This is a genomic window from Streptomyces sp. NPDC036764 (genome assembly GCF_055609385.1).
In genome coordinates this window covers 661,138-675,274 of record NZ_JBVJPT010000002.1, presented here as the reverse complement: position 1 = coordinate 675,274, position 14,137 = coordinate 661,138, and the positions used below count along the sequence as shown (strand labels likewise).

The 14,137-nt window shown below is 71.7% G+C and carries 16 protein-coding genes; 7 read left to right on the top strand and 9 right to left on the bottom strand.

The features are described from left to right. Window positions 1-6 precede the first annotated feature (6 nt). Window positions 7-519, bottom strand: coding sequence for a DinB family protein (locus ACZ69Q_RS14560; RefSeq protein WP_471041425.1), 513 nt, complete (start codon window positions 517-519; stop codon window positions 7-9). A 19-nt stretch (window positions 520-538) separates the two neighbouring features. Further along, complete coding sequence (locus ACZ69Q_RS14555; protein WP_471041423.1) at window positions 539-1,177, bottom strand: TetR/AcrR family transcriptional regulator; 639 nt, start codon at window positions 1,175-1,177, stop codon at window positions 539-541. Window positions 1,178-1,261: 84 nt separating this feature from the next. Between ACZ69Q_RS14555 and ACZ69Q_RS14550 the strand changes: the two genes are divergently transcribed. Further along, window positions 1,262-2,464: an FAD-dependent monooxygenase gene (locus ACZ69Q_RS14550; protein WP_471041422.1), complete on the top strand. Its 1,203-nt coding sequence runs from the start codon at window positions 1,262-1,264 to the stop codon at window positions 2,462-2,464. A 13-nt stretch (window positions 2,465-2,477) separates the two neighbouring features. Then, window positions 2,478-3,383 (top strand): Gfo/Idh/MocA family protein, encoded by a 906-nt coding sequence (locus ACZ69Q_RS14545; RefSeq protein ID WP_471041420.1) that lies wholly within the window; start codon window positions 2,478-2,480, stop codon window positions 3,381-3,383. Here the strand turns inward: ACZ69Q_RS14545 and lnt are convergent. Together lnt and ACZ69Q_RS14535 are read right to left on the bottom strand one after the other, a co-directional pair. Next, on the bottom strand, window positions 3,307-4,893 hold the full coding sequence (gene lnt / locus ACZ69Q_RS14540) for an apolipoprotein N-acyltransferase (RefSeq protein WP_471041419.1): 1,587 nt from the start codon (window positions 4,891-4,893) through the stop codon (window positions 3,307-3,309). The genes ACZ69Q_RS14545 and lnt overlap by 77 nt on opposite strands. A 73-nt stretch (window positions 4,894-4,966) precedes the next feature. Then, on the bottom strand, window positions 4,967-5,452 hold the full coding sequence (locus ACZ69Q_RS14535) for a nuclear transport factor 2 family protein (protein WP_471041417.1): 486 nt from the start codon (window positions 5,450-5,452) through the stop codon (window positions 4,967-4,969). Between the two features lie 94 nt (window positions 5,453-5,546). Between ACZ69Q_RS14535 and ACZ69Q_RS14530 the strand changes: the two genes are divergently transcribed. Next, window positions 5,547-6,185 carry a DUF4291 domain-containing protein gene (locus ACZ69Q_RS14530; RefSeq protein ID WP_471041415.1) on the top strand — a complete coding sequence of 213 codons (639 nt, stop codon included), beginning with the start codon at window positions 5,547-5,549 and terminating at the stop codon, window positions 6,183-6,185. A gap of 79 nt (window positions 6,186-6,264) precedes the next feature. Here ACZ69Q_RS14530 and ACZ69Q_RS14525 read toward each other — a convergent pair whose 3' ends face one another. The 3 genes from ACZ69Q_RS14525 to ACZ69Q_RS14515 form a co-directional block, all read right to left on the bottom strand. After that, window positions 6,265-6,444: a hypothetical protein gene (locus tag ACZ69Q_RS14525; RefSeq protein ID WP_471041414.1), complete on the bottom strand. Its 180-nt coding sequence runs from the start codon at window positions 6,442-6,444 to the stop codon at window positions 6,265-6,267. A gap of 168 nt (window positions 6,445-6,612) precedes the next feature. Then, complete coding sequence (locus tag ACZ69Q_RS14520) at window positions 6,613-7,131, bottom strand: DUF1877 family protein (protein WP_471041412.1); 519 nt, start codon at window positions 7,129-7,131, stop codon at window positions 6,613-6,615. Window positions 7,132-7,147: 16 nt separating this feature from the next. After that, complete coding sequence (locus tag ACZ69Q_RS14515; RefSeq protein WP_471041411.1) at window positions 7,148-8,023, bottom strand: undecaprenyl-diphosphate phosphatase; 876 nt, start codon at window positions 8,021-8,023, stop codon at window positions 7,148-7,150. A gap of 292 nt (window positions 8,024-8,315) precedes the next feature. On the opposite strand from ACZ69Q_RS14515, the gene ACZ69Q_RS14510 reads away from it, so the two are divergent. Continuing rightward, window positions 8,316-9,524 carry a Gfo/Idh/MocA family protein gene (locus ACZ69Q_RS14510; RefSeq protein WP_471041409.1) on the top strand — a complete coding sequence of 403 codons (1,209 nt, stop codon included), beginning with the start codon at window positions 8,316-8,318 and terminating at the stop codon, window positions 9,522-9,524. Further along, window positions 9,521-10,447, top strand: a complete 927-nt coding sequence (locus tag ACZ69Q_RS14505) for a DUF6807 domain-containing protein (RefSeq protein WP_471041407.1) — start codon at window positions 9,521-9,523, stop codon at window positions 10,445-10,447. The genes ACZ69Q_RS14510 and ACZ69Q_RS14505 overlap by 4 nt, the downstream gene beginning before the upstream one ends. Window positions 10,448-10,481: 34 nt before the next feature. Here ACZ69Q_RS14505 and ACZ69Q_RS14500 read toward each other — a convergent pair whose 3' ends face one another. Continuing rightward, window positions 10,482-10,952: a winged helix-turn-helix transcriptional regulator gene (locus tag ACZ69Q_RS14500; RefSeq protein WP_471041405.1), complete on the bottom strand. Its 471-nt coding sequence runs from the start codon at window positions 10,950-10,952 to the stop codon at window positions 10,482-10,484. Between the two features lie 164 nt (window positions 10,953-11,116). Here ACZ69Q_RS14500 and ACZ69Q_RS14495 point away from each other — a divergent pair, with 164 nt between their 5' ends. After that, window positions 11,117-12,286: a thiolase family protein gene (locus ACZ69Q_RS14495; protein ID WP_471041404.1), complete on the top strand. Its 1,170-nt coding sequence runs from the start codon at window positions 11,117-11,119 to the stop codon at window positions 12,284-12,286. A 67-nt stretch (window positions 12,287-12,353) separates the two neighbouring features. Here the strand turns inward: ACZ69Q_RS14495 and ACZ69Q_RS14490 are convergent, their stop codons facing one another. Continuing rightward, complete coding sequence (locus ACZ69Q_RS14490; RefSeq protein ID WP_471041402.1) at window positions 12,354-13,136, bottom strand: TVP38/TMEM64 family protein; 783 nt, start codon at window positions 13,134-13,136, stop codon at window positions 12,354-12,356. 49 nt (window positions 13,137-13,185) lie between these two features. On the opposite strand from ACZ69Q_RS14490, the gene ACZ69Q_RS14485 reads away from it, so the two are divergent. After that, a complete protein-coding gene (locus ACZ69Q_RS14485; RefSeq protein ID WP_471041400.1) occupies window positions 13,186-13,908 on the top strand; it encodes a DNA alkylation repair protein in 723 nt (240 codons plus the stop codon). The last annotated feature ends 229 nt before the right edge of the window (window positions 13,909-14,137 follow it).

Below are 14,137 nucleotides of genomic sequence, written 5' to 3'. Positions count from 1 at the left end.
CTGACGTCAGTCGCCGGTCGCGCCGTCGATGTGCTCGCGCAGCAGGTCGGCATGCCCGTTGTGCCGGGCGTACTCCTCGATCATGTGCGTGTAGATCCAACGCAGGTTGAACTGCTCGCCGGTGCGCCGGCTGCGGCCCTTGGAGAGGTGGGCCATGTCCAGTCCGGCCGTGTTGCGCCGGGCGACGGCTATCTCGGCCTGCCAGGTCGTGTACGCCTCCTGCCAGGTGTCCGCCTCGGTGAGGTGGAATTCGCCGTCCGGGTCCTCCTCGGAGCCGTAGATCGGCCCGGCGTCGTCGTCCATGAGCACCTGACGGAACCAGCCCCGCTCCACCTCCGCCATATGCCGTACCAGTCCCATCAGGGACAGCTCGGACGGCTCCAGGGAGGCGGTTCTGAGCTGGGCGTCGGTCAGGCCCTGGCACTTCCACGCGAGGGTCTGGCGGTGGTAGTCCAGCCAGCCCTCCAGCATCGGGCGCTCGTCGGCGGTGAAGGCAGGCTCGTTGCGTTCTGTCGTCATGCCCGCATCGTCGCTCAACTCACCCGGGCCCACCAGGGGTTTTGCCGGGCGCGGGCGCACCGTGGTGCGGCTCGCCGAACATCCCGCCGAGCAGCTCGCGCAGCCCCGCCCGCACCTCCTCAAGGCTCGGCACCTCCGTGCTGAAGGAGCCGGCCACACAACTGAACATCAGCCCGTCCGCCCAAGCGACCAGCGACAGCACGTGCCGGGCCGGGGTCGTCGAGCCCAGCGCGGTCACCAGGGCGGCGAGCTGGTCGCGGAAGCGGGCGCCGGTCGCGTCGAAGTAGGCGCGCAGCTCGGGGCGGCGCGTGGCCTCCAGGGCCAGTTCGTAGCGGGCGAGGGTGAGTTCGCGGTTGCGGGTCAGGGCGCGGTGTGTGGCCAGCGCCAGACCGTCGACCAGCGAGTCGAGACCGCCGCGCGGGTCCGGCAGCTCCTCCAGCGCCAGGACCTTCGCCTCGCGGTCCGCGAGGCGGCGCACCGTCAGCTCCAGCAGCGCCTGCCGGGTGCGCGCCACATTCGAGGTGGAACCCTGCGGCAGCCCGGCCGCCTCGTCGACCGCCCGGTGCGTGAGCCCGCGCATCCCACGCTCGGCGAGCAGCGCGAGGGCGGTGTCGGCGACGAGATCGGCGCGCGAGGCGCCCGTGGTGCGTTCGGACATGGAGATCAACCTACCCCTCTCACTACGTCTGTAGTACAGTCGGCGCCTGGAGGTACTACACCTGTAGTCAGCTCAGGAGGAGCCATGGCACAGTCGAGGCGGGCCGTAGTCATCGGCGGCGGCATCGGGGGCCTGACCGCGGCGGTCGCTCTGCGCATCGGCGGCTGGGACGTGACCGTGCTGGAGCGGGCCCCGTCGCTGGAGCCGGTCGGCGCGGCCATCTCCCTCGCGCCCAACTCGCTGCGGGCGCTGGACGTCATCGGGGTCGGCGAGGAGATCCGCGACCTCGCGGCCTGGCAGGGCGACGGAGGACTGCGCACCCCGTCCGGGCGCTGGCTCTCCCGCACGGACGCCGACGCCGTGGCCGCCCGCTTCGGCGGCCCCCTCGTCCTGCTGCACCGGGCCACCCTCATCACCAGCCTCGCCGCACGGCTCCCGTCCGAGGCCGTCCGCACCGGGGTCGCCGCGAGCCTCGCCGGCCCCGGCGACGCCGGCCGGCCGGCGCGCGTGAGCACACCGGACGGCGACCTGGAGGCCGACCTGGTGGTGGCCGCCGACGGCATCCAGTCCGCCGTACGGCGGGCGCTGTTCCCGCACCACCCCGGGCCCGTCTACTCCGGGTTCACCACCTGGCGGGTCGTCATCCCCGTGCCCGGCGCAGAGTTCGCCTCCCACGAGACCTGGGGGCGGGGCCGCATCTGGGGCTCGCACCCGCTCAAGGACGGCCGGGTCTACGCCTACGCCGCGGCCGTCACACCCGCCGTGCAGCGCGCCCCCGACGACGAGAAGGCCGAACTGCTGCGCCGCTACGGCGACTGGCACGACCCGATCCCCGCGATCCTCGCCGCCGCCCGCCCCGAGGACGTCCTGCGCCACGACGTCCACCACATCGCCGACCCGCTGCCCGCGTACCACCACGGCCGGGTCGCCCTGATCGGGGACGCCGCGCACGCGATGCCGCCGACGCTGGGGCAGGGCGGCAACCAGGCCATCGAGGACGCCGTCGTCCTGGCCCACCACTGCGACGACCTCGCCGACTACACCGCGGCCCGCCTGCCGCGTACGACCGCCATCGCACGCCAGGCCGTGCGCATCGGCAGGCTGAACATGATGACCGGCCGCGCCGGGATCGCTCTACGGAACACGGCGCTGGCCGCGGTGTCCAAGGCCGCGCCGCTGCTGTTCCTGCGGGGCTTCGAGGGCATCGCCGACTGGCGGCCGCCGCAGGCGCCGTATGCTGCCGGGAGGACCCGGCAGGCAACCGCTGGACCGGCCGGCAACCACTAGAGGAGACAAGCCTGTGAAGGTCGGCTGCATCGGACTCGGTGACATCGCGCAGAAGGCATACCTGCCGGTGCTCGGCGGCCGGCCCGGGGTCGAACTGCATCTTCAGACCCGTACGCCGGCGACGCTCGCCCGGGTCGCCGACGGCCTTCACCTTCCCGCCGGGCAGCGCCACGAGGACCTCGACTCGCTGCTCGCCCAGGACCTCGACGCCGCGTTCGTGCACGCGCCCACCGGCGCCCATCCGGAGATCGTGACCCGGCTGCTGGAGGCGGGCGTGGCGACGTATGTCGACAAGCCGCTCGCCTACCGGCTCGCCGACTCCGAGCGGCTGGTGGCGCTCGCCGAGCAGCGCAACGTCAGCCTCGCCGTCGGCTTCAACCGGCGCTACGCCCCGGGCTACGCGCAGTGCGCCGACCATCCGCGCGAGTTGATCCTGATGCAGAAGAACCGGATCGGGCTGCCGGAAGAGCCGCGCACGATGATCCTGGACGACTTCATCCACGTCGTGGACACCTTGCGCTTCCTGGCGCCCGGCCCGGTCGACGACGTGACCGTGCGCGCCCGCGTGGTGGACGGGCTGCTGCACCACGTCGTGCTCCAGCTCGCCGGGGACGGCTTCACCGCGCTCGGTGTGATGAACCGGCTCAGCGGCTCGGCCGAGGAGATCCTGGAGGTGTCCGGGCAGGACACCAAGCGTCAGGTCGTCAACCTCGCCGAGGTCGTCGACCACAAGGGGCAGCCGACGCTGCGGCGGCGCGGCGACTGGGTGCCGGTGGCCCGGCAGCGCGGCATCGAGCAGGTGACGCTCGCCTTCCTCGACGCCGTGCGCGCGGGCAAGGTGCTCAGTGCCCGGGACGCGCTGGCGACCCATGAGCTGTGCGAGCGGGTCGTACATGCGGTTCAGGAGCGGACCGCCTGAACCGGGGCCGCGGCGTCCGCATACCCTCGCTCACGCACCAGGCGGCCATGATCAGCAGCGCCACGTGCACCGGCCAGTCGCCGAAGCGGACGTAGGGCGTGACACCGCCGGACAGCGGCACCTCGTAGACCGCGCTCGTGCTCGCGCTGGTCCCCAGCCAGGGCCCTATGCGCTGCCCGCTCGGGCCGTACACGGCGGAGACGCCGGTCAGCGTCGCGTGCACCATCGGCCGGCCGGTCTCGGCGGCGCGCAGCGCGGCCAGCGAGGCATGCTGTTCCGGGGCCCAGCTCTGCTGGAACGTCGACGTCGCCGACTGGGCGATCAGCACCTCGGCGCCGTGGTCCGCGAGATTGCGGCTCATGTCGGAGAACGCGGACTCGAAGCAGACCATCGGACCGATCCGCAGCCCGTGCCCGGCGTCCATCACGACCTGCCGCGTGCCGCGCCTGCGGTCCTCGCCGGCCGCCTTGCCCACGGACGTGGCCCAGCCCAGCATCGAGCGCATCGGTATGTACTCCCCGAAGGGGACCAGCCGCATCTTGTCGTAGCGGGCGCCGGTCGGGCCGTCCGGGCCGACGAGGATGGAGCTCTTGTAGATGCCGGGCTTGTCGGAGCGCCGCGCGTCCACGTTGACCAGGATGTTCACCCCGGTCTCGCGGGAGAGCGCCGCGAGCCGGCGGGCGAGGTCGGGCCGCTCGCCGAGGTCGAAGCCGACGCTGCTCTCGCCCCACACGATCAGGTCGACGTCCTGGCCTGCCAGCTCACGGGTGAGCTGCTCCTCGCGTTCGAAACGCCGGTCCGGACCGTCCGGGCCGCCCTGGATGACCCCGGGCTGTACGACGGCTATCCGGACCCGGTCCCGGACGTCGGGGCGCGGGGACCACGCCCAGGCGGCCGAGGTGGCCACGGCCGTGGCGGTGAGACCGGCCACCGCGGGGACCCGGGATGCGCGCACCGTCACCAGCACGGCGACCGCGACGTTCACGGTCACCACCAGGAAGCTGATCAGCCATACCCCGCCGACGGAGGCGAGCCGCAACGCGGGCTCCACCTGCCACTGGCTGGAGCCCAGCACGCCCCACGGGCCGCCGAGGCCCTGCCAGGAACGGACGAGCTCGATCATCAGCCATCCGGACGGCAGGACGGCGAGCGCCGCGGCCACCCGGCCGGGGGAGGGGGTGGGCGCGCCCAGGAAGCGGCGCACCAGCCAGGCCCAGGGAGCCCACAGGGCGCCGAGCAGGCCGGCGATGACGAACGTGAAGACATGCAGGTTGGGAATCAGCCAGTGGTGCATCGCCAGCATGAAGCCGAAGCCGCCCCACCAGCCGTCGTGCAACGCCTGCCTGCCGGTCGGCGCCGTGCGGATCAGGGCGATCCACGGGACCAGGGCGACGTAGGCGAACCACCACAGGGACGGCTGCGGGAAGGCGAGTACGGGCAGCGCACCGGCGAGGACGGCGGCGGTGGAGCGCCGCCAGGGTGAGGCGAGCCAGTCGCTGATCGTCTTCATGCGGCCTCCCTACCCACCTCGTGGTACTTCCAGTGTGCTCACAGGCACTGACAGTGGGACAGTGGGCGTCCGCTCAGTCGATCACGGCCGACGCGGTCCGCTCGGGCAGCCGGCGCCATTTCTCCTGGACGACGACCTCGCGCAGCCGCCAGCCGTCGTAGGTGCGCAGCAGCCCGAAGGTGTACCGCCCGCCGCACACGAAGTCGGGGGCCGAGGAACCCTCGCCGTCCGCCGCGAACCGCATCGGATTGACGTAGTCGGCCTGGACGCCGGCCGTGTCGCCGGTGTCCTGCTCCAGGACCCCGAAGCGCACTCGGCGGTTGACGATGAGGTGCTGGCGCATCGAGAACAGCCGCAGACTTTCCGCGAGCCACGCGGCGATGCTGCGGGCGTCCCCCTCGATGCCACCGGCCGAGCGGTAGTCCGCGCGTCCGTCGGCGGTGAACAGGCTCCGGTACAACGACCAGTCGCCGTCGTCCACGGCCACCGCGTAGTCGGTGATCACTTCGTCGACCGCCAACCGGTCCCTGAGGGTGGCGACTTCCACACGCTGCGTCATCGGCTCAGTGTTGGGCATGAGGTGGACGGTTCCAAGAGGGCGGACGGCGATATTCGGTGGATGTGGGGTGGAGGTGCGGGTGAGGCTTGTTCCTGTGAACGATCAGAACGACCAGCCGGTCGACCTCGTCCAGTCCGCCCCGCAGGAGCCCAGGTTCCGCATACGGGCACACCACACCGAGTCGACGGTCACCGTCTACCAGGCCTACCGCCCGAAGATCGGCCTGGCCGCGGCTCGCAACGGCCGGTTTCCGTCGTCGTGGAGCCGTGAGCGCATGACGTGGATCAAGCCTTCGTTCCTGTGGATGATGTACCGCTGCGGCTGGGCCACGAAGGAGAACCAGGAGACCGTCCTCGCGGTCGAGATCACCCGCGAAGGCTTCGTCTGGGCGCTGCGTCACGCGTGCCTCTCGCACCATGTGCCCGTGCTGCACGGCGACCAGGACGCCTGGAAGCGGCAGTTGAGGGCGGCGCCCGCGCGTGTGCAGTGGGATCCGGAACGCGATCTGCGCCTCAACCCGCTGCCGTACCGTTCGCTGCAACTGGGGCTCGCCGGTGAGGCGACCGCTCGGTACGCCGACGAGTGGATCGTCGGCATCGAGGACGTGACGCCGCTCGCCACGGAGATCCATGCGCGGGTGCGGGCGGGGGAACTGGAGCGTGCGGCCGAGCTGTTGCCGCGGGAGCGGCCGTATCCGGTTGAGGACGACGTCCTCGCGCACCTGCGGGCTTAGGGGCGGCGGCGTGGCCTCGGGAAGGGCCGTCGGGGCTTGCCCGGTGTCAACTGGGGCTGTTCTTCCCAGGACTCCCTCTTCAAGCGGCCTTGATGACCTCGCCGCGGATGGCGGCGGCCCACTCGACCACCAGCAGTTCGTACTCCGCGCGCTCCTGAGGCGACAGCGAGCCGCCCGCGCGCATCCACAGGGCGCGAATCGCCTCGTTCACCTCGGTGGCAGACCGCACGGAACCAGGGCCTAAGGAATCGGGGGACATGCCGACAAGCCTAGGGGCAAGAACTGACGGTGCGCTACCGGACGGCTACGCGCAACGTATGTGATTGGTCACGGATTTCGGGCGGGCCCCGCATACTGACCGGCGCGTCAGCGAATCCGCGGCTCGGAACGCGGCCCGCACCCGTGGCCGGGGCCGTGAACCCGGGGCTCAGTCCGTCCAGACGATTACGCAGTGCCCGCGCCGCGCTGCCCCGCCGTAGAACTCCCGCATCGCTGCGAAGTGGTGGGTGAGGTAGACCCGTACGTCACCGTTGAAGCCACGGCCGAACCCGCAGGCGGCGGCCGCCTCTTCGGTGGTGGGCGGCAGATCCGCGAGGACGCCGTCGAGGTCGACGCAGCCCAGGGCGCGGGCGATGTCCGCGACGGCGGCGGAGGCGAGGAGCTGCGGCGGGCCGTCGAAGCCGTCGTACACCTCGGCATGATCGAGGAAGCCGATGTCCCCGCCGGGGTCCCCGGAGACGGCCCGGTCGAGGAGTGCGATCAGGTCCGCGCCGGCGGCTGTCGCGCGGCAGTGGCGGATGAGGCCCCAGATCGCCCAGTCCGTGTCGAGGAGGTCCTCGGGTGGCGGGTTCCAGCCGGGTGCCGCCCCGGGCGACTCGGCCGCCGATGCGCGGCACCGCTCCAGGTACTCCGGGGCGACACGGGCGAACTGCTGGGTCAGGGCCATGGTGATGCGGGGCTCGTCAGCCCGCCGACTCCGCCGCGTGCGGGCTCAGGACGCCCGCCGTCACCAGGACGATGATGACGATGCCGAGCACGATGCGGTACCAGACGAACGGCATGAAGCTCTTGGTCGAGATGTACTTCATGAACCAGGCGATCACCGCGTAGCCGGTCGCGAAGGCGATGACCGTGGCGAAGATCGTCGGGCCCCACGAGACGTGGTCGCTCTCCATCGCGTCCTTGAGCTCGAAGAGGCCGGAGGCCAGCACCGCCGGGATCGCGAGGAGGAAGGAGTAGCGGGCCGCGGCCTCGCGCTGGTAGCCCATGAACAGGCCGCCGCTGATGGTCGCGCCGGAGCGGGAGACGCCGGGGATGAGCGCCGCGGACTGGCACAGGCCGAAGATCAGGCCGTCCTTCACGTTCAGGCTCTCCAGCGACTTGCGCTGCTTGGCGGCGCGGTGCCGCCCACCCGTCTCGTCGCGGGCCGCCAGCCGGTCGGCGACGCCGATGACGATGCCGACGACGATCAGCATCGTCGCGGTGATCCGCAGGTCGCGGAACGGACCCTCGATCTGGTCCTTGAGCGTCAGGCCGAGCACCCCGATCGGAATCGAGCCGACGATCACCAGCCAGCCCATCTGGGCGTCGTGGTCCTGGCGCATCTCCTTGTTCGTCAGCGACCGCAGCCACGCCGAGATGATCCGCCCGATGTCCTTGCGGAAGTAGATCAGCACCGCGGCCTCCGTGCCGATCTGAGTGATCGCGGTGAAGGCCGCACCGGGGTCCTCCCAGCCCGAGAACGCCGCGGTCAGCCGCAGGTGCGCGCTGGACGACACGGGGAGGAACTCGGTCAGCCCCTGGACGAGTCCGAGGATGAGTGATTCAAACCAAGACATGAAGTTACGGAGTCCAAGTGCTGATCGTGGCAAGGGGTGATGGGGGACACGCGTCGGCGGCGCAGTGATCGCGAGTGTCGAGGGGCAGCGTAGCGTCCCGCGATGACGGCTCCGGCACAGGGTCCTGGGCGGCCGCCGGCCGACCGCGCGTAAACCGGTGTTGACCTGCTGCGGGGCCGCCGCTTACGTTGCAGCGAGCGGAAAGCGCTTGCTGCACTCGAAGCCGGTCAGCTTGCTGCACTCGAAGCCGGTCACCCGTCGTTCGCCGTCCCGGAGGAGTCTGATCACGCCCATGGCAACATCCGAGGCCCCTTCCGGTTCCGGCGCGCACCGGCCCCGCCCCGCTCCGCTCGCCGGCCGCCGCGTCAGGGTCGCCGTGATCGGCACCGGCGCCATCGCGAGTGACTCGCACCTGCCCGCGCTCGCCAGGCTCGCCGAGGAGGGCGAGACGGAGCTCGTCGCCGCCGTGGACATCGACGCGGCGTCGGTCGAGTCGTTCCGTGCCGTCGCGGGCGGAGACGTCCACGGCTACACCGATCTCGACCTGATGCTCAAGGAACAGCGCCCCGACCTGGTCGTCATCTGCACCCCGCCCACGCTCCACCGGGACCAGACCGTGGCCGCCCTGCGCGCCGGCGCCTGGGTGTGGTGCGAGAAGCCTCCCGTGCCGACTCTCGCCGACTTCGACGCCGTCGAGGCCGAGGAGGGCGCCGAGGGAGGGCCCTACGCCTCGATCGTCTTCCAGCACCGCTTCGGATCCGGCACCCGGCACGTACGGCGCCTGCTGGCCGAGCGGGCCATGGGCCGCCCGCTGGTCGCGCACTGCCAGACCACCTGGTACCGCGACACCGCGTACTACGCCGTGCCCTGGCGCGGCCGCTGGGGGACCGAGGGCGGGGGTCCCGCGATGGGGCACGGCATCCATCAGATGGATCTGCTGCTCGACCTGCTCGGACCGTGGAGCGAGGTGCGCGCCATGGCCGGCCGGCTGGTGCACGACGTGGAGACGGAGGACGTGTCGACGGCCCTCGTGCGCTTCGTGAACGGTGCGATGGCGACCGTGGTGAACAGTGTGCTGAGCCCCGACGAGGTCAGCCGCATCCGCGTCGACTGCGAGCGCGCCACCGTGGAGCTCACCCACCTGTACGGCCACCGCAACGCCGACTGGCGCATCACCCCGGCCCGCGACGTACCGGCCGCCGAGGCCGCCACCTGGCAGGACTTCGGCGCGGATGTGCCCAGTTCGCATCTGGAGCAGCTCCGGGAACTGGTCGCGAGCATGCGCGCCGGGCAGCGGCCGCGCAGCAGCGGCGCGGACGGGCGCACGAGCCTGGAGCTGATCGCCGCGCTGTACAAGTCGGCGTTCACGGACGCGACGGTGCGGGCGGGGGAGATCGGCCCCGGCGATCCGTTCCATGCGGCGATGCACGGGGGTGCGCCGGGCTGGGCGCCGCCCTCCCCGGGCGGCCGGCCCGACGCCGACGAGGAGACCGCGGCGTGACCGGGCTGCGCATCGTCCACTCCTACGGCGACCGCATCACCGTGACCGAGCCGGTCACCGGCGTCGAACTGCTCGCCTACGTCTACCGCGCGGAGGCCGCCTGGGAGGCGCCGAAGCCGTACGTCCACCCGCTGCGGACCCTGGCCGGCGACGTCGTCACCGACTACCGGCCCAACGACCACCGCTGGCACAAGGGCCTGTCGCTGACGGCATCGCATCTGTCGGGGGCGAACCTGTGGGGCGGCAACAGCTACGTCCACGGGCAGGGGTACCTCCAACTCCCCGAGCGCGTCGGGTCGATGGCCCACGCCGGATTCGACGAGGTCTCCTCGGCGGACGGCCGGGTCGTCATCGCCGAGCGTCTGACCTGGCACCCCCACAGCGGCGAGCTGTGGGCCGACGAGCGGCGCCGGATCGAGGTGCACGACGTCGAGCCGGAGTCCGGCTCATGGGCCCTGACCTGGACGACCGCGGTGACGAACCGGCGTGAGCAGCCGCTGCGGTTCGGCAGCCCCACGACCGCCGGGCGGGAGATGGCCGGTTACACGGGTCTGTTCTGGCGCGGCCCGCGCGCCTTCCAGGGCGGCCGGATCATCGCGCCTGACGGCGAGGGCCCCGGCCTGATGGGCGAACAGGCGCCGTGGCTCGCGTACTGCGGCGAGCACGACGGCACCGACGGTCACGCGACCCTGGTCTTCGCGCACGCCCCCGGGAACGACCACGCCGGCGACCGGGGCGCCCACCCCGCCCACTGGTTCGTACGCGACGAGCCCTTCGCGGGTGTGGCCCCGTCCTGGGCGTTCCACGACGAGCTGGAACTGGCGCCCGGCGACACCCTCACCCGTCGCTATCGGGTCGTCGTGGCCGACGGGATGTGGGAGCGCGAGGAGATCGCCAAGTACCTTCGGACGCATCCCTGGTGAGTATCGGGGAGCTCATGGACACCCCGGTCCTATCTCACGCCGCCGAAGGCCCCGCCGTCGTCCATCCCGGCACCTGCGGATGGGCCGTGAGGTCCTCGTGGCGCACCGGGTCGCCGCAGGCCCGGCAGGTGACGACCGGGACCAGTTCGTTGCCGCAGACGTGCTCGATCACCATGGGGCGGTCGTCGTCATGGCGCAGATGGCGGTCGCCCCACGCCATGAGGGTCATCAGGACCGGCTCCAGCTCCAGCCCGGCCTGCGTGGGCCGGTACTCGAACCGCTGCGGGCGCTCGCTGTAGGCCCGCTTCGTGAGGATCCCGGCGTCGACGAGGCGGCGCAGCCGGGTGGCCAGGATGTCGCGCGGGGCGCCGATGTTGCGCACGAGCTGGTCGAAGCGGCCGTTGCCCAGGCACACCTCGCGCAGCACGAGCAGGGAGTACTTCTCGCCGACGAGGGCCAGCGCGTCTGCGATGGAACAGGGGCGCGGATCTTTGGTGGCGGCCATGCCGCTCAGTCTAAGGGGCGGGTTCGGCTTTCCAACCTGGTGGGTTTGATTTTCCAACCCTGAGGGTTATGGTGAGTTCGGATTTCCTACTCACCGGTAATCGCGCCGGTCACCACACCGGCCCACGCGCAGATCACCGCCCGGCGGCCAAGGAGGCCCGCACCATGCGTGACGCAGTCATCGTCGAAGCCGTACGCACTCCTATAGGCAAGGGCAAGCCGAACGGCTCCCTCGCGCACGTCCACCCCGTCCAGCTCCTCGCCCACACCCTGCGCACCCTCGTCGAGCGCTCGGGCGTCGACCCGGCGCTGATCGACGACGTCATCGGCGGCACCGTCGACCAGGTCGGCGAGCAGGCCATGAACACCACCCGCTACGCCGCCCTGTCCGCGGGCTTCCCGGAGACCGTCCCGGCGACCACCGTGGACCGCCAGTGCGGCTCGTCCCAGCAGGCCGTGCACTTCGCCGCGCAGGGCGTGATCTCGGGGGCGTACGACATGGTCGTCGCGTGCGGCGTCGAGTCGATGAGCCGGGTGCCGATGTGGTCGAACGTGCCGCCCGGCAAGGACCCCTTCGGCCCCGGCATCGCCGAGCGCTACCCGGAGGGTCTCGTCCCGCAGGGCATCAGCGCCGAGCTGATCTCCGCGAAGTGGTCGATCGGCCGTGAGCAGATGGACGAGTTCGCCGTCTCCTCGCACTTCAAGGCGGCCGCCGCCTGGGAGCAGGGCCTGTTCGACGCCGAGGTCGCACCCCTGGAGGGCGTCTCGCGCGACGAGTGCGTACGGCCCGGCAGCACCACCGAGATCCTCGGCAGTCTCAAGCCCGCCTACCACGACCCGGCGTTCGCCGAGCGCTTCCCGCAGATCGAGTGGAACGTCACCGCGGGCAACGCCAGCCCCATCAACGACGGCGCCTCCGCCGTCCTCATCACCTCCAGCGAGACGGCGGCCCGACTGGGTCTGCGCCCCCTCGCCCGGCTGCACAGCTTCGCCGTCACCGGTTCCGACCCGCTGCTGATGCTCACGGGAGTCATCCCGGCGACCGAGAAGGTCCTGCGCAGGGCGTCCCTGTCCCTCGGCGACATCGACCTGTTCGAGGTCAACGAGGCGTTCTCCAGCGTCGTGCTGGCCTGGCAGCAGGAGACGGGCGCCGACCTCGACAAGGTCAACGTGCACGGTGGCGCGATCGCCCTCGGCCATCCGCTCGGCGCGAGCGGCACCCGTCTGACGACGACCCTGGTCCACGCGATGCGCGAGCGCGGCGCCCGCTACGCGCTTCAGACGATGTGCGAGGCGGGCGGGCTCGCCAACGCCATGATCGTCGAGTCGGTCTGACGGCCAGGGCGAGAGGCGGTCGGGGGAGCGGCCCGAGAGCCGCTTCGCCCCTGGCGGACCGCCCCCGTCAGCGGCGGCGCAGGTGGTGGCGCTTGCGCCAGGCCACCACCGCGCCCGCGAGCGCGGGCAGCGCGATGGCGGCCACCGCGATCAGGAACACCGGGGACGTCGGCTGCGAGGCCCGGGCTCCGGCGACGACGTACGCGGCGATGTTGGGGATCGAACCGAGCGCCGTGGCCAGCAGGAAGGAGACGTAGCCCATCCGGGAGACGGCGGCGGCGTAGTTCGCGGCCCAGAACGGCACACCGGGGAACAGCCGCACCGCCAGCATCGACCGGAAGCCGTGCCGGCTGAACTGCTTGTCCGCCGCCTTCAGAAGCCGGCCGCGCAGCAGTGGGCGCAGCGCGTCCTGGCCGAGCATCCGGCCGAGCGCGAAGGAGATCCCGGCGCCGATCACGGTTCCGGCCATGGCGGCGCCCATGCCCAGCGCGGAGCCGAAGAGCGCGCCCGCCGCGAGGTTCAGCAGCGGCCGCGGCACGAACGCCACCGTGATGAGTCCGTACCCCACGGCGAACAGCACCACCGCGACCGGGCCGCCGACCTGGGGCGGCCAGCCGTGCGCGAGGAGCTTGTGCGGCTCGAAGAGCAGCACGGACGCGGCGGCGCCCGCGAGCAGCACCAGCAGCAGGGACAGCCGCGACCACGGCGAGAGCAGAGCTCTGCCGCAGCGCGCGGCGAAGCCCGTGGGTAGGGGCGCCGGTACGGGCGCGGTGACGGCGAGTTCGTTGGCGGCGCCCTGCGGCGAGGCGATGGCGGTGCCCCCAGAGCGGGTGGTGGCATCGTCGAGCATTCGGCGACAGTAACCGACGAAGATGTGTGATCGCCGTATGGTTCGTCTCATGGGCGTCACAGGTACGGGAACACTGGAAGTTCCGCGCAGTGCCCTGGCCGACACGGTGCTGGCGCGGCTCGTCCCCGCCTACGCCGAAGCGGCCGACCCGGAACGTGCCGTGGCCATGCGGTCGTACATGAAGGACGTCGCCCCCTTCCTGGGCCTCACGACCCCGGCGCGCCGCGCCCTGACCCGCACCGTTCTCCAGGGCACACCCCGTCCCGACGAGGCCGACTGCATCGCCGTCGCCCTGCGCTGCTGGGAGCTGCCCGAGCGCGAGTACCACTATTTCGCCGTCGACTATCTGCGCCGGCACGTGGGGCGCTGCTCCTCCGGTCTCCTGCCGGTGGCCCGGCATCTGATCGCCACCGTCTCCTGGTGGGACACCGTCGACCTGCTCGCCGCCCATGTCGTCGGCGGACTCGTCGCCGCCGACCCGAAGCTCACCGCGGACATGGACGCCTGGATCGCGGACGACGACCTGTGGGTCGCCCGTACGGCCCTGCTCCACCAGCTCCGCTACAAGGAGCGCACCGACAGCGAACGCCTCTTCGCGTACTGCCTGCGCCAGTCCGGCCACAGCGACTTCTTCATCCGCAAGGCCATCGGCTGGTGCCTGCGGGAGTACGCCAAGACCGACCCTGAGGCCGTACGGGAGTTCCTGGCACGCGAACGCGGCCGGTTCGCGCCGCTGTCGGTGCGCGAGGCGCTGAAGAACATCGGGGCGTAGGGCGCGAACTCCCCATCCGCGGAAAACCATTCGACGTCGGGCATCGCGTCGACGATGATCGACCTCATGTTCCGGCACGCCTTCGTCCTCGCAGCATCCGCAGTCGCGGATGCTCCGAAGGCTGCCGTTCCGGTCTTCCTGGCCGCAGCCGACGGCGCCCGAAGCTGACCCTCTCCGGATAGTCCGGCGGACCCCGCAGGGGGAGGGTCGGCAAGTCCTTGGGGTCCCC